Annotated in this window: 14 protein-coding genes; 7 read left to right on the plus strand and 7 right to left on the minus strand. The window is 45.5% G+C overall.

Going from position 1 to position 19,402, the window contains the following annotated elements; genetic code table 11:
• The first annotated feature begins 53 nt into the window (after nt 1-53).
• The 5 genes from LUCIF_RS00905 (at nt 54) to LUCIF_RS00925 (ending at nt 8,314) form a co-directional block, all read left to right on the plus strand.
• Nucleotides 54-1,169 carry an efflux RND transporter periplasmic adaptor subunit gene (locus LUCIF_RS00905; protein ID WP_122625984.1) on the plus strand — a complete coding sequence of 372 codons (1,116 nt, stop codon included), beginning with the start codon at nt 54-56 and terminating at the stop codon, nt 1,167-1,169.
• Nucleotides 1,166-4,270, plus strand: a complete 3,105-nt coding sequence (locus tag LUCIF_RS00910) for an efflux RND transporter permease subunit (protein ID WP_122625985.1) — start codon at nt 1,166-1,168, stop codon at nt 4,268-4,270. Before LUCIF_RS00905 ends, LUCIF_RS00910 begins: the two co-directional genes overlap by 4 nt.
• Before the next feature lie 64 nt (nt 4,271-4,334).
• Nucleotides 4,335-5,666 (plus strand): TolC family protein, encoded by a 1,332-nt coding sequence (locus tag LUCIF_RS00915; RefSeq protein WP_122625986.1) that lies wholly within the window; start codon nt 4,335-4,337, stop codon nt 5,664-5,666.
• Between the two features lie 151 nt (nt 5,667-5,817).
• Nucleotides 5,818-6,399, plus strand: coding sequence for a TetR/AcrR family transcriptional regulator (locus LUCIF_RS00920; RefSeq protein WP_122625987.1), 582 nt, complete (start codon nt 5,818-5,820; stop codon nt 6,397-6,399).
• A 22-nt stretch (nt 6,400-6,421) separates the two neighbouring features.
• Nucleotides 6,422-8,314, plus strand: a complete 1,893-nt coding sequence (locus LUCIF_RS00925; RefSeq protein ID WP_165865831.1) for a deoxyguanosinetriphosphate triphosphohydrolase family protein — start codon at nt 6,422-6,424, stop codon at nt 8,312-8,314.
• A gap of 121 nt (nt 8,315-8,435) precedes the next feature.
• Here LUCIF_RS00925 and LUCIF_RS00930 read toward each other — a convergent pair whose 3' ends face one another.
• The 4 genes from LUCIF_RS00930 to LUCIF_RS00945 all read right to left on the minus strand — a co-directional run bounded on the left by LUCIF_RS00930 (nt 8,436) and on the right by LUCIF_RS00945 (nt 12,549).
• Entirely contained in the window at nt 8,436-9,605 is a 1,170-nt protein-coding gene (locus LUCIF_RS00930) for an ABC transporter permease (RefSeq protein ID WP_122625989.1), read from the minus strand.
• Complete coding sequence (locus LUCIF_RS00935; RefSeq protein ID WP_122625990.1) at nt 9,602-10,765, minus strand: ABC transporter permease; 1,164 nt, start codon at nt 10,763-10,765, stop codon at nt 9,602-9,604. The genes LUCIF_RS00930 and LUCIF_RS00935 overlap by 4 nt, the downstream gene beginning before the upstream one ends.
• A gap of 2 nt (nt 10,766-10,767) precedes the next feature.
• Nucleotides 10,768-11,793 carry an HlyD family secretion protein gene (locus tag LUCIF_RS00940; protein WP_243638629.1) on the minus strand — a complete coding sequence of 342 codons (1,026 nt, stop codon included), beginning with the start codon at nt 11,791-11,793 and terminating at the stop codon, nt 10,768-10,770.
• A gap of 201 nt (nt 11,794-11,994) precedes the next feature.
• Nucleotides 11,995-12,549, minus strand: a complete 555-nt coding sequence (locus LUCIF_RS00945; protein WP_122625991.1) for a TetR/AcrR family transcriptional regulator — start codon at nt 12,547-12,549, stop codon at nt 11,995-11,997.
• Nucleotides 12,550-12,863: 314 nt separating this feature from the next.
• Between LUCIF_RS00945 and LUCIF_RS00950 the strand changes: the two genes are divergently transcribed.
• Nucleotides 12,864-14,210, plus strand: coding sequence for a helix-turn-helix domain-containing protein (locus LUCIF_RS00950; protein ID WP_122625992.1), 1,347 nt, complete (start codon nt 12,864-12,866; stop codon nt 14,208-14,210).
• Between the two features lie 187 nt (nt 14,211-14,397).
• The gene (locus LUCIF_RS00955) at nt 14,398-15,567 is read left to right on the plus strand and encodes a M20 metallopeptidase family protein (protein ID WP_122625993.1); all 1,170 of its coding nucleotides are present in this window, start codon (nt 14,398-14,400) and stop codon (nt 15,565-15,567) included.
• Nucleotides 15,568-15,644: 77 nt separating this feature from the next.
• Here the strand turns inward: LUCIF_RS00955 and LUCIF_RS00960 are convergent, their stop codons facing one another.
• The 3 genes from LUCIF_RS00960 to LUCIF_RS00970 all read right to left on the minus strand — a co-directional run bounded on the left by LUCIF_RS00960 (nt 15,645) and on the right by LUCIF_RS00970 (nt 18,962).
• A complete protein-coding gene (locus LUCIF_RS00960; RefSeq protein WP_122625994.1) occupies nt 15,645-17,114 on the minus strand; it encodes a sodium:solute symporter family protein in 1,470 nt (489 codons plus the stop codon).
• 27 nt (nt 17,115-17,141) lie between these two features.
• Nucleotides 17,142-17,354, minus strand: coding sequence for a DUF3311 domain-containing protein (locus LUCIF_RS27255; RefSeq protein WP_370744437.1), 213 nt, complete (start codon nt 17,352-17,354; stop codon nt 17,142-17,144).
• Between the two features lie 282 nt (nt 17,355-17,636).
• Nucleotides 17,637-18,962, minus strand: coding sequence for an FAD-binding oxidoreductase (locus LUCIF_RS00970; protein WP_207856778.1), 1,326 nt, complete (start codon nt 18,960-18,962; stop codon nt 17,637-17,639).
• Nucleotides 18,963-19,402 lie beyond the last annotated feature (440 nt).

The following is a 19,402-nucleotide window of genomic DNA, read 5'->3' on the forward strand; positions in this document are numbered from 1 at the left end:
GATAATGGATTTGTGTTTTTTTTCTAAAAAAAAACAAAAGTGAGGATGAAACGATGCAATACTTACCTAAAACACCAAAACAAAAATTATATTATGGTTTAACTGCAATCGCAATCGCCTTGGGTATTGCCGGCGTCATGGTATGGAACGGGCATCAGCAGCCTAAAGCAGTTACAGAGGATATTCCCGCCGTCCAAACCGCCGTAATTAATACGACGGCAGCAACGCAAGAATATACCTATTCCGGCGAAGTCCGCGGACGATATGAAAGCCAGCTGGCTTTTCAAGTCAGCGGCAAAGTAATTAAACGGTATGTAGAGCGTGGCAGTACCGTCAAAGCCGGCGATTTATTAATGAAAATTGACCCCAAGGATTTGCAGCAACTGGTTAACAGCAATTCAGCCCAGGTGTATTCCGCAGAATCGAATCTAAAACTGGCGGAAGCCAATTTAAAGCGTTTTCAACAGCTTTATCAGCACGGGGTGGTCAGCAAAGCTGTACTTGATCAATATCAAACTGCCTATGACGTAGCCGTTGCCGGTACCCGCCAAGCCTCTGCCCAATTATCGGCAGGCGTAAATCAGCTCGATTACAGTTCGTTATACGCAGACCATTCGGGTGTAATTTCCCAGATTAACGTCGAAGCCGGGCAGGTAGTCGGCGCCGGACAGCCGGTTCTGACCATTGTACTGGATGGAGAACGGGAAGTGGAAATCAGCGTTCCCGAGAACCGGATCGAAGAGCTGCGTAAATCACCTAAGATTCAAGTATCGTTCTGGGCGCTGCCCAATATTACAACCGAGGGCAAAGTGCGTGAAATTGCGCCTATGGCCGACCCGGTAACCCGTACTTATAAGGTGCGCATTACTTTACTCAATCCATCCCCGGAAATCAAATTAGGCATGACCGCTTCCGTAACCCTGCTGGGTAATGAAACACAGGCTGCGGCGATTGTTCCGCTGTCTGCCATTTACCAAACCGGCGATACTCCCTGCGTCTGGGTTGTAACCGGCGAGACCGTTACCTTACGTCAGGTTAAAACGGGAAAATTCGGCAATGGAACCGTTGAGATTGTGTCGGGTTTGCAGCAAGGTGACCGGATCGTAACAGCGGGAGTACATAAACTCAGGGAGGGGCAAAAAGTAAACCCGGGCGGTGATACGTTATGAATCAATTCAATCTGACCGAATGGGCGCTAAAGCATAAGCAGTTTATTTACTTTTTTATCGCCCTCTTTTTCGTCGCCGGCATATTTTCTTATATTAATATGGGGCGGGCGGAAGATCCCGATTTTGTTATTAAGCAGATGGTCGTCGCTGTTCCCTGGCCGGGAGCGACCGCCCGCCAAATGGAAGAGCAAGTCACCGATAAAGTTGAAAAAAAATTGCAGGATTTGCCGGGACTTGACTACTTAAAAAGCTACTCCACACCGGGGCTTACTGTTATTTATGTCAATCTAAAAGACAGTGTGCCGAAAAAAGAAATAAGAAACCATTGGCTGGAAGCCAGAAATATGGTCAATGACATTAAGAGCACTTTTCCGACCGGCGTCATGGAACCGATATTTAACGACCGTTTTGATGAAGTTTACGGTATTATGTATGCGCTCACCGGCGACGGTTATTCTTACGAGACCATGCGGCAAAAAGCGGAAAAAATCCGCCGGATTATGCTGGATGTTCCCAGCGTGAGCAAAGTCAAGCTAATCGGCGTGCAGACTGAAAAGATTTATATTGAAATTGAAAATAGTAAACTGTCTCAGCTGGGAATTCCTCCCGCGTTAATCATATCCACCCTTCAGGCGCAAAATGCCATGGTTCCCGGGGGAATGCTTCAGACCTCAACAGACAATGTATATTTGCGAATTTCCGGCATGTTTGAAAATCTGGAAGAGATCCGTAATACCCCCATTGAAGCAAACGGCCGCAGCTTTCGTCTGGGGGATATTGCCAAAGTAACCAGAGCCTATTCCGATCCATCCGATCCCAAATTCTACTACAACGGCCAGCCGGCGATCGGCATTGCGGTGGCCATGGAAACCGGCGGCAACATACTGAACTTGGGGAAGAATATGGCAACAACCGTGGCACACATCCAAAAAGAACTTCCGGCCGGTTTGGAACTTCACCAAACGGTGAATCAGCCCCAGGTTGTGAAATCCTCCATCGATGACTTTGTAGAATCGCTGGTTGAAGCCGTTATTATCGTGCTAATTGTCAGTTTAATCAGTTTAGGCTTCCGCTCCGGAATGATCGTGGCGCTCTGTATACCGCTGGTCATCGCGGCCGTGTTTACGGTCATGAAAATCACCGGAATTGATTTGCAACGAACCTCGCTGGGCGCCCTGATTATTGCGCTGGGTCTACTGGTCGACGATGCGATTATCACCATAGAAACGATGGTTGTAAAGCTGGAAGAAGGCTGGGACCGCTTGAGCGCCGCCAAATTTGCCTATATCTCGACGGCGTATCCCCGGCTGACCGGTGAATTGGTCACCGCCGCAGGCTTTATTCCCGTCGGTTTTTCTAACGGAAACGCCTCGGAATACTGTGTGACCATGTTCTATGTGATTGCCATGGCGCTCCTCATTTCCTGGCTGGTGGCCGGTACCGCTACGCCGCTTTTTGGCTATTTAATGATTAAAGTCAAGCCGCATACCGGAGAGGGTACCCATGATGTTTATGATAAACCTATTTACCATAAATTTCGGCGCCTTCTTTCCTGGTGCCTCAACCACCGCGGCGTAATGCTGGGAGGCACTGTCGTTTCCTTTCTTTTAGGCGCGCTTTTACTAACCCATATTACACAGCAGTTCTTTCCGTCGTCGACCCGTCCGGAATTGATTGTGCAGCTAAGACTTCAGGAAGGCGCTTCTCTCGAAAATACGGAAAAAGTAGCCCGGGAGTTTGCGCAAAAAATTAGTAAGGATCCCGGAATTGATTACTATACCTACCATGTCGGCGAAGGCGCCCCGCGCTTTGTTCTTACCTTAACGCCGGAACTGCCCAAATCTAATTTTGCCGAATTTGTCATTGTCGCCAAAGATTATAAGTTGCGGGACGAACTGCGCGCCAAATTTGCCAAAATGTTAAATGATGAATTCCCCACGGTACGGTATCATACCAAAGTCATTAGCATCGGCCCGGCAACTGATTATCCGGTCATGCTCCGCGTGGAGGGGTATGACGTGGACAAGGTCCGTAAAATTGCCGAACAAATGGAAACGGTTATGGCTGCCAATCCGAATGTTCAAAATGTGAATTTAAACTGGAATGAGAAAAGCAAAATTATGCACCTCTCGATTGATCAGGATAAAGCCCGGACCCTCGGAGTCTCGTCCGGAGCGCTGGCGGCAGCGCTGCAAACTCAGCTTTCCGGCTTGCCCATATCGCAATTCCGGGAAGCAGACCGAACCGTGGATATGGTCTTCCGGTTTGTCCCCCAAGACCGCAACAATCCTCAATTCGTGAAAGATATCAATATTCCTACAGGGAATGGCCGCTATGTGCCTTTGGATCAAATTGCCAAAATTAGCTATGACGCCGAAGATGGCCTTATTTACCGCCGGGATTTAAAGCCAATGATCATAGTTCAAGCGGAACTTAAATCTGAAAATGTATCCGGCCAGGATGTGACCACACAAATATACAAGCAACTTAAACCGTTGCGCGACAGCCTGCCCTTCGGTTACAAAATAGAGTATGACGGCTCTAACGAAGACAGTGCGAAAGCCCTTAACTATCTCCTGCAGCCGGTACCGGCCATGTTCATTATCATTATGATCATCTTGATGGCCCAGTTGCAAAGCATCCCGAAAATGATCCTTACTTTACTGACCGCGCCGCTGGGCATCATCGGCGTAGCCGTGGGCCTGTTCTTTTCCGGCAAACCGATGGGCTTTGTTGTACAGCTGGGCATTTTAGCCCTGTCCGGCATAATTATGCGCAATTCGGTCATTCTTATCGACCAGATTGACCAGCAGCTAGCCGCCGGAGTCTCCCCTTGGAATGCCGTAATTGAGGCGACGGTCATCCGTTTGCGGCCCATTTTGCTGACAGCGGCAGCGGCAATCTTAGGGATGGTTCCACTGCTGTCCAGTGTTTTCTGGGGACCGCTGGCGGTAACGATTGCCGCCGGCTTGTTAGGTGCCACCGTACTGACTCTCCTGGTTTTGCCGGTTATGTATGCCGCCTGGTATAAGGTTAACCGCTCGGACCCGGATAACAGCAATTTACCTGCCAAGAACATCCTAACCGGGCTGCCTTCCTGACAACACAGCAGGTCAGTCACGTAATCCATTTCTGAACTAACATTCTAGATTGGGAGGTTTTTCTTTGAAACCGTACTATAGAGCCTGTATAAGTTTTTTATTATCAGCCTGCCTCTTTGTACTCGGACATAGCGTTCAGGCCGAGGCCCGCTTGACACTGCCGGAAAGTATTTCTTTGGCAATGAAAAATAATCCGGCAATGCAAATTGCGGCGGCAAATATCGAAGAATCCAAGTGGTCCCTTAAAGAGGCCAAAGCCTATAATGGCGTTACCTTTAAATATGATTTTAATTATGGAAGATCAGATCAAGCGCCTTCCTGGTATAATAACACGACCGCGCAGTATCCCCTCCCGGGCGTCAGTTTCCCGGCCTGGTCCGATACCTATACCTTTTATCAACATCAGTTCAAGCTGGCATTGCCGCTTTATACCGGACGAAAACTGGAAAGTATGGCCGATATGGCCGGCCGCGGCCAAGCCGCCATGGAATTTGCTCATAACGCAACGAAAGAGCAATTGGCTTTGGAGGTTACAACCTCCTATTATAATGTTTTGCAGGCACTGAATTTGCGCAATATTGCCAGACAGGCTGTTGATGACTTCAGCGGCCATCTGACCAATGTGCAACAACAATATGATGTTGGCAATGTAGCCCTGTCCGATGTGCTGCAAACCGAGGTGCGTCTGGCGAATGCCCGCAACAATCTGATTAAAGCGCAGAATGCCGTCAAGATGGCCCGTTATAAGTTAAACAAGGTCATTGGGCTCAACCTGACGGATGATACTGAATTGGAGGACAGTGTCTCCCATGATCCCTATACGGCCACCCTGGAGGACAGTCTGGCGGAAGCCTTTAAAAGTCGTCCTGAAATACAGCAAGCCAAGCTTAAAATAGCCATGGCCCAAGATAAAATTAAAATCGCCCAAAGCGATTCTCTACCGGCTGTAGGCGCCTTTGCTGTTGAAAATATCAGCGACACTTCTCCTTCCACCAGCAAGCACAATACCGACTGGACAGTTGGCCTAAACGTATCGTATGACATTTTTGACAATCACATTACCAAGAATAAGGTCGAACAGGCTAAAGCGGGGCTTACTATTGCCACTCAACAGGAACGGCAGCTTGAAGATGCGATTACCTTGGAAGTCAGCAATGCCTTTTTAAACGTCAAAGAAGCAGCCGAACGCATCAAAAACAATCAGGTGGCCGTCAATCAATCCGAGCATGATTACGCTATGGCCAAGGAACGTTATTTTGCCGGCATTGGTACAAACTTAGATGTAATGGACGCCGAAGTGGCTATGACCCAGGCCAAAACCAATTATGTCGTGGCGGTCTACGATTACTGCAACAGCATCGCTCAGCTCAAAAAAGCCATGGGTAAGATTTATTAGAACAAACTAAAAGGGCAGTCTCCGATAAGGCAGGCTGCCTTTTTATAAAAACTCGTTAAAGGCTATCTTGAAAATTTTTGATTGCCTACGGACTGTCTCCGCCAGTCAAATCCAGAATGAAAGCAATTACAGTTTAAAGGAGGGGCAAAAAGTGGATGATATAAAAAATTTTATTCTGGATAAAGCGAAAGAACGGTTTGGTCATTTTGGTTATAAAAAAACGACTATGGATGAGATTAGTCAAGATTGTAAAATTTCAAAGAAAACGATCTATGAGCACTTCAATAACAAAGAGGATTTGTTTACCAATCTAATGGCAAGAGAATTTTATAAAGCACGTCAAGTTTTGTTTGACGGTATTCACGGGATTCCGGATCCTCTGGCAAAACTTATTCAAGCAGCCAAAGCAGTGATTGCCTTCTTTAATGAAGATAGTTTTTTAGCAGGATTATTTGAAGCAAATGAAATACTTTTCCCCCCTTTTGCAAGTCAAAAATACGATTCCATGATTAGAGCAGATTTTATTTCAATCGTAGCTGAAATTATTAGGGAGGGAAAAAAACAGGGGAAGTTTCGTGATGTTGATGAAAAGATCGTCGCCAATGCGGGGGTAAGATTGTTTCAAATATGTAGTTATGTGGATTTTCCCCAGGACAAAGAACAGAAAGACTATTATACTGCTGTATTGGTTGATTTTATCGTAAATGGTATTGTTAAAAAGAATAACCAATGAAGTTTACTGCAGGGAGGGCCTTATGCGAGTACTTATCTGGAAATATGAAATTTCCCCGGAGTGGGAGTTGCTGGAACAAAGTTTAAACCAAAAGAAAACAGTCATTTACCCGACGCGGGAAAATGAAAAAGAACGGATTGCATACCTTTTTGAAACTACGGATAGTCAGCATATGCTGCTCCTCATCGCCGGCGTCCAAACAGAAAAGGTCGCCAAAGCCTGGAGTGGCTATTGCCTGCCTGAAGCATATACTTTTGCGTTGCATATTGACTGCATCAAGCAATTAAGCAATAGCGAAATCAGCCTGCTAACACAGCTTTATGAATTATCCACGGTGGAATCCGCCCGTCATAACCTGGAAACAAACCCCACGTATTTTTTTACTGCCGACCTGCCGCAAAAAGAATTGTTCGCTATCTTCTTTGATACAGAACGTTATTCGCTCAAAAAATATTTCGCCGTCGAATACGACTGGAAAAGTGCTCCACTCCTCCTTCCCCTGAATTTTTTTCAAGCCTACCACCAGCAAGAAGACCATTTAGACAGTCTGGCCCAAAAAAGCCAATATGCCCAAAGACCAATTGCCCTTGACCGCCCCCACCCATACCGCAATGAATTTCAGCGGGATAAAGAACGGCTTATTCACTCAAAAGGGTTTCGCCGTATGGTTGATAAAGCCCAAATTTATAATACAACCAAGGGTGGCCATTACCGTAAGAGACTTACCCACTCCCTGGAGGTCTCGCAGATAGCCCGGGCCGTTGCCCGACAGTTGCGCCTGCACGAAGACCTTACCGAGGCAATCGCGCTTGGTCACGATGTCGGACATACACCTTTTGGCCATGAGGGGGAGCGCCAACTGGATCTGATTATGTCCGGCGGAATCAAGCTGGCACCGCAGCATCAGCCGGAGAACTTGGGTGGTTTTAAACACAATTACCAGGCCCTGCGTTTACTCAATTACATTGAAGAAAAGTATCGGGAATATGAGGGTTTAAACTTAACCTACCAGGTTTTAGAAGGTATCCTAAAGCATACCAGCCTAAAAAAATGCAAAAAAGAAAAGCGCCACTGCGCAGTCTGTTTACATCAATGTTTCGATATAAATGAGTTCCTTATCATCGGTAATATAGAGAAGCTGCATTTAGAGGTGGATTTTTGCTCGACGTTGGAAGGACAAGTCGTCGAAATCGCCGATGAAATTGCCCAACGCGGGCACGACCTGGATGACGGACTAGCCAGCGGTGTTATTACCATAGACGAATTGATGGAAGAATTAAATACCCCCATACTCAGGGATTTGCATCATAACCTCCATAATATTTTACAGCCATCTATTGCGAGAAAAATTGTAATTAATCGCAAAGATTTACAAAACTCCATCATGACACCGGCCATTTTGAATTTCTTTATTGAACGATTGATTAAAAATGCCCGGATGGCTATTGAAGAATATAAATCTCAATGTACAATTTCCCGTGAACTCGGTGTCATTGGCAGTAAACTTATTTTTTTCCATGAAAACGAGCAACGCATGCTGGATTCTCTAGAGCAAATTATCAGAAACAGGATTATCAACTCGCAAGAAATCAATTGCTTTGACGGCAATGCGGCATACATCATCCGCAAGCTATTTAAGGCTTACTACTGCAATCCGCGACAACTCCCGGATAACACACTTAGCCGGATTAACAAAGATTTAGAGCTGCTCAATATTCCTCATATAGAAATTCGACGAAGCAATAAAGACGCAATAGCAACCGAAATCCTCCTGTATCAAGGCAATTACCCCTATGGCATGGAAGCCCAAGGATATATAAAGCACAAGATCTTCATGCGCAACATAGCTGATTTGATCGGTGGCATGACTGACGAATTTGCCAGAAGTCAGTTTAAAAAATTATACCTTCCATAGTGAAATACCATTTAATACAGAACATCAAGTGAATTAATCCTTGGTATATGATTAGGGATTCCATTTATAAAAAAGATAAAAGCCTCCGAAAACTCGGAGGCTTTCCAATTCATCAGCAGTATTATGCTTTAATCGATTTGCCAGTTACCATGCCGCGAGTTTGTTTGAGTCTCCAAATGTAGCATACCGTTGCCAAAACGATGAGGGTGATTCCCATTAGCAATAAAATCAGGCTATTCCGGTAGAGAAAGGGTGAATATCCGGCAAGCATCAGGTCGCGGAGCGTATTATTAAAATAAGATAGAGGGAAGAGGGAAGATGCTGTCTTGCCGATGAGATCCATGGATTCTTGCGGGAAGGAGTAGCCGGACACTACAAAAGCAGGTACGGTATAAATAATTGATGCTCGCGTGAAGGTTAACTCGGTGTTGCAGATTGAGGCCAAAAAACTACCGAAGGCAACGGCTGCAAAAATAAAGGTCGACGATAGTAAGAATAAATCGGGTATAGATGCCTTAACGGGAATCCCAAAGATGTGAACAGCAGCTGCGATAGTAATGAAAAAAGCTGAAATGGCCGAAAGCCAGTAAGGGAACAACTTACCGGCCATAATCTGTAAAAAACCGGCATTTCCCAGTTCCTCCGGATACCGAAATTCACTGTGAAGACTTGCGCCGACAGGCAGAAAGACGCCCTGCTGGAAAGCCGCCATGCTTAACCCCATAACAAAGAAGCCGAGGTAGTCCTGAGTTGGATTGTTGAGCACCCGGAAGCGCAGAGCAACCGGTCCTGTTTTGTTCATTGCCGGAGCGGGCAATTGTCCATAATTGGTTTCGGTGAGTCCGGTTCCCGTTTCTTTGGTAAAGGCGGCAACGATTTCCTGGGCTGCGGCGGTGACCGTGTTGGTAATGATAATATTGGAGCCGTTAACCATTACCAGAACGGTGGAAGACATCCCGGATTTGGCGTCTTGAGCAAATATCCGGGGAATGTGCACGGCGGCATAGGCCTTTTTTTCGCGCAGTTCCCGTTCCATATCTTCCTGTGTTGTAACATAACTAACAATTTGAAATTTTTCGGAATCGTAAAATTCCTGAATAAGTTCCCGGCTGAATTGGGTTTGATCTTCATCATAAATTACTAGCGGTACTGAGTTTACTACGTGTGGGCCGTATAACAGGCTAAATAAAATCAGGTAAGCCAGGGAGGCCCCGAAGAGAAAGACGGCTCGCCGCCGGTCTGTAATAAACATCTGCCTGAGTTCACGCTTAATTATGTGCCTCCAATTCATACAAGCATCTCCTTCGCACTGGGGAGTTGGCCTTTTTTCCGGCGGTAGGAAAAAACTAAACCGGTAATCAGGCCGAGACCGCTGCCGCCGGCAAACATAATAACAATATTTTTCAGCAGGGTTGGCGAGTAGCCGGCCAGCAACAGGTCCCGCAACGTATCGCCCATATACGTAAGCGGCATAAGTGAGGAAAAAAATTGGGCAAAATGATTCATGGCAAACGGGGGCCAACTGACTCCGCTGTATAAAAGCCCGGGCATAATATAAAGCAAGGGTACTTGCACTGAGGAAACTTCATCGTGAGTAATAGCGGAAAACAAAAAGCTGAGATTAGTTACCAGAAAAGTAAAGGCACTGCCTAATAGTAAAATGCTGGCGAGGTTCCCGCGGCAAGGAACACCAAAAGATGCCGTGAGATAACCCAGGCCGGTAATAAAGGCGCCTATGGCGCAAAGCCAGCAGGGGAGCAGTTTGCCGGCGACGATTAGAGCCGAGGAAGTTCCCCGCCAGCGGGAAAGGCAGCTGTATTCTTTGCTTATGAGAGTACCGGCGACTAATAGAATTGCGATTTGTAACCCGTTGGCCATTAGTCCGCTCAACATGAAATCGGTGTACGACGCAGTGGGATTATTCAGAATCCGTACCCCTAATCTGACAGGCAGGGCTGACTGTAAGGCCGGTGCAGGCATTTGGTTGATCCCTTCCAGCAGTTTTTGACCGGTGCCCGCTGCAAAAGTTTGGACGATCTCCTGGCTGGAGGCAATTACGGCATTGGCAAACATATTGTTGCTTGAGTTCGCTTCAACCAAAACTTCCGATCCTATACTCAACTTGATATTTTGGGCAAACTTGGGTGGTATGGAAATGGATACAAGGGCTTTCTTTACACGCAATAATTGTTCCATTTCCTCCCGAGTTGTTACCTGAGCAACCACCTGAAAACGTTCCGAATCAATAAATTCCTGGGTTAATGCACGGCTGGCAGCGGTCTGATCCTGGTCATAGATCACAGCAGGAATATAATTGACTACGCCGCTCTTATAAGCATGCCCAAAGAGGAAGACATACAAAATGGGTATACCGAAAAGCAACAACGCCGTAGGAAATTTGCGCCGGAACAGCCCCTGCAGTTCCAGCAAAATAATTTTCTGCAGTTTCATTTTTATTTACCCCAATCAATTACTTTAAACCGCATGCCCGGACGTATTTTTTCAGAATTAACCTGGATTTTTACATTAAAACTAATAATGTCCTGGTCGTCGCCCCGGTCGCTGGTAGCCCGGTAGGTTGCAAATTCCGGTTTTTTACTGATATCCACAACTGTTCCGTTCAGGATAAGATTACCGTCCCGGCCTTGTAGTTTTAACGGCTGATGAAGGGAATAGCGGGAAAGCTCCGTTTCCTTCACTTTCAAATTGACCCAATTATCCGACGGGTCCTGAATGGCAACCAGCGGCATGCCCTGGGACACCATAGCTCCTTCTTCCACATATTTTGCGGTGATAATGCCGTCAAAAGGCGCGCGTATTTCCGTTTCATCCAGGGAAACCTCTACCTGTTGTAAGGTAGCCTGGGCCTGAGCAACTTTGCTGCTCACAGCTTCTTCATTCGCCGTATCAACATTGGTTTGCAACAGCCCGGCTTGGGCGGCTGCCACAGTGGCCTGCGCCTGGGTGTAAGCAGCCTGAGCCACTTCATATCTAGTTTTGTAGGTGTCAAATAATTGTCTAGAGACGGCGCCCGATGCCACCAGTTCGCTGAACCGTTTATAATCGCTTTTCGCCAGGTTTAAATCAGAGTTGGCTTTTTCTAATTGTGCCTGAGCAGTATGTAAAGCCGCTTTTGCAGTTCGGTCCTGTAGAACGGTAACGGTGGCGGCCTGGGCCGTCTGCGCGTCCAAGGCTTTAATATTGGCCCGGGCTTGGTTTATTTGGGCGACAATATCACGGTTGTCAATGTGGGCTATTATTTGCCCCCTGGTTACCCGGTCGCCTTCTTTAACGAGCAGGCTGACAACCCGGCCCGGTATTTTGGAATTAATATCTACCTCTTTAGCATCTGCACGCCCCCATACTTCCGGGGTGGCCGCATTGTTTCCGCAGCCGGCAAGCAATGTGACAGCCAGAATCACCAAAAGAGCATACGTTAAACTGCGAACAAAATTGGAAATAGGTTTTGCCATAAACATTCATATCACTCCTTCTAAAAATACAGTTGATATTATTCTTTTTACCAATAAGAAACGTCCAAGTCTGACGGGTAATGTACTCCCAAGAAATTTTTGTACTGTAATATACCAATTTGGTATCTTTGGTATCGGGGGACATAAGTAAAGCGCGCTATTAGCGCGTTCTACTTAGAGATCTTGCGGTTGTAAAATTTAGCTTAGTTATTCTTTTACTATTAGTCCCTGAATGATTACATCCAGCATAACGGCAATGGCATCTGGATAGGTCATGTTATTTTCGGTAAGAAAACGGTAACTGCCCAAGTCATTCATGGTACTAACGATTATTTGGCGAACGACACCTAAGTTTACATGCCGGATGACACCAGCATTCACTCCCTGCTGGAGCAGGCTGGTTAGGCGGTCCATCCGTTCTTTGCGAAAACTAATTACTTTTTCCCATTTTTCCGGATATGTCAAGCGAAGGTCATCATACACCCGGTTATGAAACGGTTCAAAATTTTGCAGTGTAATTGTCAGAGCGGCTTTTAGCTTTTCAATAACCGGTAAATTGGAATTAAAGATTTTTTCTTCCTGCGCCAGGTAGTCATTCAAAACCATATCCAGGATGGTGGCAATCAGCTCATCTTTGGAAGAAAAATGCTCATAGATGGATGACTTGCTTATGCGAAGCCGTTTAGTGAGATCATTCATACTAAATTTAAAGCCTCGCAAATTGATTTCTTCTACAGCGGCCATAATAATTCGGTTTCGCAAAAATAATCACCTCATAATGCTTTTGTACCAACTAGAACTATATTGGTATTTTAATTACAATATTATACTATGTCGTTTATTTTTCAATGTCAATATAAAAATAGAAAACTATAAATAATTTAACAGTGCCATAAAATGTTATAGGGACGGAGTTGTCGATAACTCCGTCCTCGCGACATCCCTGTTAGTCTGGGCGAATACTCTGTGCGAAGTGGAACAGCAGTGCTGACTATTATACGGAAGTTGCCGGTACTCTCGGAATATGTTATTCTCATGATAGGCTTGTAGATTGTGCGGAAGTGTTTGGAGGGTATATGAGGAAAATAAAGTTAGCGGTAGTTGGACCATCGGATTCAGTAGATTTGATTGCCGAAGTAGCAAAAGAATACGATGAAACAATTGAGATTATTGCATTGACCTATAATGATGCAGCGGAAGTATCGGCGCTTCTTGTTGAATATGGTGATTTGCCGGATGGATGGGTTTTTTCGGGCAAGGTACCCTACAATCATGCCGTGGCGGCAAATATGACAAAAAAACCGCTTTTGTTCATTCCTCATACCGGCTCAAGTTTATATCGGGTATTGTTTGAAATTGCGTATGTAGAAAAACTGGACATCAGCGCCATCAGCTTTGATATGATAAGTAAGCAAGAAATTGAGGAAACTTTCACGGATATGCAGCTGCCTGCCGACGGCATCCATGTATTTGATTGTGATGGAATTGTTTCGTCTGCAGACATGACAGAATATCATTATCAATTATGGAAAAATGGAAAAACGAAAATGGCTGTTACTTCGTTTCAGTCTACTTTTATTGATTTGAAAAAAAGAGGAATGACCGCTTTCCGAATCAGGCCATTGCGGGATAATATCCGCACCACGCTGGATATGGCATATAGAACCGTAGAAGCTGCTGCATTTAAAGGCAGCCAGATTTCGATTCAGCAAATTGTTATTGATGATTATGCCAATATAGTCCGTGAGGCTGCTTCCACCTATGAGGTTAAAAGAATTGAAGCGAAACTGTATTCCTTACTTATAAATTATACCGAAATGGTGAAAGGGTCCATTGACACACACGGTCCGGGGCATTATACGATCTATTCCACGCGCGGAGCGGTGGAAGAAGTTACGCAGGGGTTTACCATTATTCCAATCCAGGAGGAAATAACGCGTTTTTTATCCGTACCGGTAAGCGGCGGCATCGGTTTTGGACAAACAGCTCATGCGGCGGAAAAAAATGCGTACAAAGCATTAGGTTTTGCGAAACACGGAGGAAAAGGCAATTGGATGGTTGTTTTGGATGACAAAACAGTGATTGGTCCACTCAGTTCGGAAAATTATCTAAAATACTCCTTGCGGCCGGATATAAACTATTCCGGAAGAATGGCCAGACAGCTAAAAGTCGGCGTAACTACCTTTAACAGACTTTTGGCGACTATGGATAAATTGGGTACTGATGTAATCGGGGCTGACGAACTGGCAATGTCTTTATCCATAACCCCCCGCAGTGCGCGGCGGCTGCTGGGTACTTTGGTTGAACAGGAGCTGGCGCAGGTCTCGCACGAAGAGACACTTTATAAAGGGAGACCGCGCAAATTATATAAACTTCTGATAAAGGAAATTTTATACAAGGTAAATAAACCTGTGGTAAATTAAACCCGGTAAATTCAATGCGGGGATCCTATATTTAATTTATAATATTACGGAAATGTCTTTTAATGGTCCGTATTATGTTTTATAATAAAGATAAGTCAATTTGTTTTTGCGAGGTTGCTTCTGCCGCGCTTGACAGCGGCAAGCTTTCAAGGAGTAATTTATTTATAGAAGAAAGGTCGAGGATATCATGACGATGATTAGCTCCCTTGCCCAAAAGTACCACCAATCGATTATTGACTTGCGGCGTCACTTCCATACTTATCCCGAGCTTAGTACTAAGGAATTTAAAACGCAGGAACGGATTATGAAGGAGCTTGCAGCGATTGGACTTGTATGCCGTCCTATTGCCAAAACGGGTGTTATTGCTGAAATAAAAGGTTCAAAGCCGGGTAAAACAGTCGCTATCCGGGCGGATATGGACGCGCTGGAGCTTTTCGATGAATGCGGTAAGACATATCAGTCGCAAAACCCGGGGATTTGTCATGCTTGCGGTCATGACGGCCATACGGCAATGCTGATAGGAACAGCAAAGATTCTGACTGCAATAAGTGGTCAATTAGCCGGTAACTTTCGTTTTCTGTTCCAGCCAAGCGAAGAAATACTTCCCGGCGGGGCGCAAATTATGATTGAAGAAGGTGCATTGGCGGGAGTTGATGCCATTATTGGGGCACATCTCTGGGAGCCATTGAAGGTCGGAACCATTGGGGTTTCTTATGACCGTCTTATGGCTGCGTCAGACCGATTTTCTGTTACGGTAAAGGGACGCGGCGGCCACGGTTCTATGCCTCATCAGACGGTGGATTCGCTTTTAGTGGGAGCGCAATTAGCAGTGGCGCTCAATACCATAGTTAGCCGTAATATTGATCCCCTTAAACCGGCGGTTGTTTCGCTGGGGACTTTTAAAGCGGGCGAAACCTTCAATATAATTCCCGATACTGCATTTCTTACCGGAACCGTCCGTTCGTTTGAACCTTCTATACGCTCGACCGTTTTTGAACGGATTGAGCAAATCATTAAAGGGGTTTGCGAGACTTACGGTGCTGCGTATCAATTCGAAAAAGCGCTGGGGCTGCCTGCGGTTGTTAATAACCCCGAATGTAGCAAAGCGATTGCGGCAGCGGGTGAAAAGGTTTTAGGCAGATCTAACGTATTGACAATCAATCCGGTGATGGGCGGCGAGGATTTTTCCTATTATCAAGAAAAAATACCGGGGGCTTTTTTCTTTATCGGTGTTGGTAATCCGGAAAAAGGAATTATTTATCCTCAACACCATCCGAAATATGATATCGATGAGGATGCGTTGCTTTATGGTATGGAAATTTTAGTGGCGGCTGCTGTTAAATTGGCGCAGGAATGAAATTGAGCCATTAGCAAAGAGTTTAACTAAAAAAGCCATTTGATCAATTGGTTGATCAAATGGCTTTTTTTAGTTTGTTACCGGGCAATTGGAGCTTTTCTGTTTTTATCCTGGACAGAATTATTTGTAAATAAGCTTACCATGACAAAAACAGTCAGATTCATAGACAAAGCAACGAACCCCGCGTTTAAGTTCATTCCGGCAAAGACAAAGGGATCCATGTGTCCCAGCATTAGTGTGAATACTAAAATTTCACCCACGCACAATCCCGCATAGGCGCCCCAACGGGAAGCTTTTTTCCAATAGAGACCCAATACAATCATGGGGAAAAACTGGCTCACCCCCGAATAACCCGTAATAAGCAAGTTAACCAGCATGTTAGGCAGGAAGATAGCCAGGCAAAGAGCGATGGCCGTAAGCGCAAGCACTACAACCCGGGCTATGCGCCCCATATCATTGGCAGTCGCATTTTTGGCGATTGTCTTGCAATATATATTACGGGTAAAAAGCATGGAAGTAGAAAGCAGCAAATCAGCAGCCGGAATCATACATGCCAGGGCTCCGGCACCGCCAACCAGTCCAACGGCCCAACCGGGGAATACTTTTTGGACAATTGTCATAAACGCCATATCCGGTGTCTTTAAAGGGGCTAACACTAATAATGCTGTAAAACCAATTAACATCGGAAATATTAAACATAATTGATATAAGGGTAAATATATGGCATTATGTCGCAACACATCCGGGTTGCGGGCGCTGAAGCTGTTGGGTGTAAAATGCGGCCACATATAAAACCCCATACTGAATACGGCTAAAGTAGACATGACCCAGCTGGCATCCAAATTTTTTGTGCCCCCCGGCAGTGCTAAAAATCCAGGCTTAGCGACTTCTAACGCTTTAAACATTCCGCCCACGCTGCCGAAAAAGTGAATTGGCAGGTAGAGGCCAAAGAAGACGACAGCAATCATCATAGCCACATCTTTGAATACTGCAGTAGAGGCAACTCCCTTTAAGCCACTTAAATAGACGAAGGAAGCAACCAGAGCAAAAGCAATCAGCATAGCGGGGACACGGGGAACCAAACCATAAGAACAAGTTTCAATAATCAGTCCCAGGCCGGTTAGCTGCAACTGTAAATAAGGCAACAAAAAAGCAACCCCGATAATGGCAGTCAAAAGACTTAGTGTTTTACTGCCGTATAAATATCCTACTAAATCGGGCTGAGTCATTAATCCGTGTTTTCTTCCGATTGGCGAAATGGCCGGTAAAATATAGTAGCCAACAATATACGCCAGTGCACCATAACCCAAAATATAGAAAGTTGGGCCGCCGCGGGCATAGGCCCAGCCGCTGGCGCCAAGAAAGGCAAAGGCCGTATAGATTTCGCCGGATAAAATAAACCAGTTCAGCCATCTGCCAAAATTACGGTCGCCAACCGCCCATTCTTCAAGATTCATTTTCTTATTCATACCGGGAATCATACCGACAATTGTTGCAGTAATAACAAATAAAAAGATTATAATCAGGGAGCTAATCGCGTTGTTCATAAGGCACCATCCTTGCTGCTATTGTGATTACAGGTTTCTGACGTTTTTGGAATCGATTCGATAAATACACTGGATACAGAAGAAGGCGACAAAAACACCGGCTACAAGCCAAAAGGCCAAAAAAGGCAAGCCGAATATAAAAGGCGTGACCCTGTTTGCTAAGGGAATCATACCAATTGTCCAAATAAAGGGGATTAAGGTTAAAGTTACCTTTAAAAAATTCATATGTCTCACCTCCATTACCAAAAAATAGAGGTGCCTTTAAAAGGCACCTCTGCATTGAGGCAACATTGTAAACATCTTGTCTCTCGTACAAAAACATTATAGTATTAATTTGAACACATGGCAATTCCGTTGTGGCTGCGAACTTTGCCAAATAAAGCTATTTAGTCGGAATATTATGGTTTAGTAGAGATTGGCGGATTTTTTTCTTTGATTTGGTGAACGGCAATAAATTGAGCTGGAGGATTCTTGTCGAGTATCATGGGGACGGGGTTGTCGACAACTCCCGCCCCCACGACATCAGTCTGGGCGAATACTCTGTGCGAAGTGGAACAGATTCTCCGGATCATACTTGCGTTTAACTTTCACGAGTTCCCGGTAATTGGCGCCATAATATGCACAGGGCCAGTTTTTGATAAAGATGTCAGGCCAATTAACGTAGGTTCCGTCCACATATTTTAGCATGGACTGCCTAAGTTTTTCTACCCAGCAGACATTGGGCGATTCTTCATTATCAGTTTTCCATTGCGTTATATATTGCATAATATAGTTTGCTTCACGATGAAAATAGGCTGTTTTAGCCGGAGGAATCTTGCTGACTGCCCCTCGTAAGCTCTGAAACTGAATGGAGTTATCCTTGCCGGGGGAAATCTCCATATAATAAAGTAAAGTATTAATTGCCGCATCCGATAAACTGTGATACACATAGGCCCCCGTATTTTTAAACTTATGAGGACCCGGACCGCCGTCAAATTTTAATACTGCCTCAATATACGGGATTGTTTGAACTTTAACTTGAATCGGTTTGCCGGCGGCCGTTAATGGTTTTAGCAGGTATTGCAGCTGGTCTTCCTGGCCTAAGAATTCACCGGATGAAGAAATGCGGCCAGCCTTTTGGGTGAATAGCTCTAGAATTGATGTTAAGCGTTCATCAACAAATGGCGCCCAATCTTGCCATACTTTGACTACTTCTTTGGCATCCGGCCAATCCCAGGTGATATTATAAACAGCAACATTGGAAATGGGATGAACCTTAAAAACAAAGGATGTAACGATGCCAAAGTTGCCGCCCCCGCCGCCGCGGGAAGCCCACAAAAGGTCAGAATTAACGTGCCGGTCGGCGTAGACGAGTTCCCCTTTCGCATTGACCATCTGGATTGCCATCAAGTTGTCGCAAAGCAGACCCATCTTTCTTGTGAGCATGCCAAAGCCGCCTCCCAGCGTAAGGCCGGAAATGCCGACAGTCGGACACGTTCCGCCTGGAATCGTAACACCCTTACGCCATAGAGCTTTGTAAAGCGGAAGCAGGGTGGCCCCGGCCTGGATGGTTGCCGTGCCCTTTCTTTTCTCAAGAAAAACTCTATCCATTTCGCTTACATCGATGACAATTCCATTATTTAATATTGAAAAAGCTTCATAACTGTGCCTTCCACAGCGGGCCCGTATAGGTGTATCATTTTCCCTGGCCCATTTTACCGCATTGATTACATCCTGTACCCTTTGGCAAAAAACAATAACGCGGGGATACTTTGAGAATCTCGTGTTAAAATCCATACGGGCCTTCTCGTAACCGGGATCATCCGGGAAAACAATTCGACCGGTAAGTCTCGTATTCGAATCCGCCACTTCGCTATTTCACCTCACTACATCTTCTACCCTATTATATAAATCTTAGATCCGGAAAGTAACAATTGCAGTTCGTAACAACATAGGATAATTGCTTTTAGGCAAGACGAAAGAAACGTCCCGTGCGCCAAGAAGCGCACGGAGTATAGCGGGTGGGAATCCCGTCTGGGAAGGTCTAGCCAACCACCCGGTATCCAGCCTTGGGACTGAAGCGGTAACGCCAGGTCTAAGCGTAGGTAGGAAAGGTAGTAGGCCGAAAGCGAAAGCTGAAGATGTAGAATCCCGAAATTCCTAATGGGAATGGTCGATGCATGGGACGAGCAGAAGACAACACTGGGCTTAGCGATAAAGGCAAGTTAAGTTTGGCGCCCCGGGATCGAAGGTCTTGGCATGCTACACACAGTTACTCCGTGAGAACTTGGGAGACCCTGTTGCTCTCC

This window comes from Allolucifera butyrica (assembly GCF_900476375.1).
Lineage (GTDB): Bacteria > Bacillota > Negativicutes > Sporomusales > UPPP01 > Lucifera > Lucifera butyrica.

What these genes read in the sequence shown, in the direction of transcription:
- LUCIF_RS00910 (WP_122625985.1), top strand. Translation starts at nt 1,166, where the DNA reads ATGAATCAATTCAATCTGACCGAATGGGCGCTAAAGCATAAGCAGTTT.
- LUCIF_RS00940 (WP_243638629.1), bottom strand. Translation starts at nt 11,793, where the DNA reads ATGTTTATGGCAAAACCTATTTCCAATTTTGTTCGCAGTTTAACGTAT.
- LUCIF_RS00950 (WP_122625992.1), top strand. Translation starts at nt 12,864, where the DNA reads ATGAGGAAAATAAAGTTAGCGGTAGTTGGACCATCGGATTCAGTAGAT.
- LUCIF_RS00905 (WP_122625984.1), top strand. Translation starts at nt 54, where the DNA reads ATGCAATACTTACCTAAAACACCAAAACAAAAATTATATTATGGTTTA.
- LUCIF_RS00930 (WP_122625989.1), bottom strand. Translation starts at nt 9,605, where the DNA reads ATGAATTGGAGGCACATAATTAAGCGTGAACTCAGGCAGATGTTTATT.
- LUCIF_RS00955 (WP_122625993.1), top strand. Translation starts at nt 14,398, where the DNA reads ATGACGATGATTAGCTCCCTTGCCCAAAAGTACCACCAATCGATTATT.
- LUCIF_RS27255 (WP_370744437.1), bottom strand. Translation starts at nt 17,354, where the DNA reads ATGGAGGTGAGACATATGAATTTTTTAAAGGTAACTTTAACCTTAATC.
- LUCIF_RS00925 (WP_165865831.1), top strand. Translation starts at nt 6,422, where the DNA reads ATGCGAGTACTTATCTGGAAATATGAAATTTCCCCGGAGTGGGAGTTG.
- LUCIF_RS00935 (WP_122625990.1), bottom strand. Translation starts at nt 10,765, where the DNA reads ATGAAACTGCAGAAAATTATTTTGCTGGAACTGCAGGGGCTGTTCCGG.
- LUCIF_RS00960 (WP_122625994.1), bottom strand. Translation starts at nt 17,114, where the DNA reads ATGAACAACGCGATTAGCTCCCTGATTATAATCTTTTTATTTGTTATT.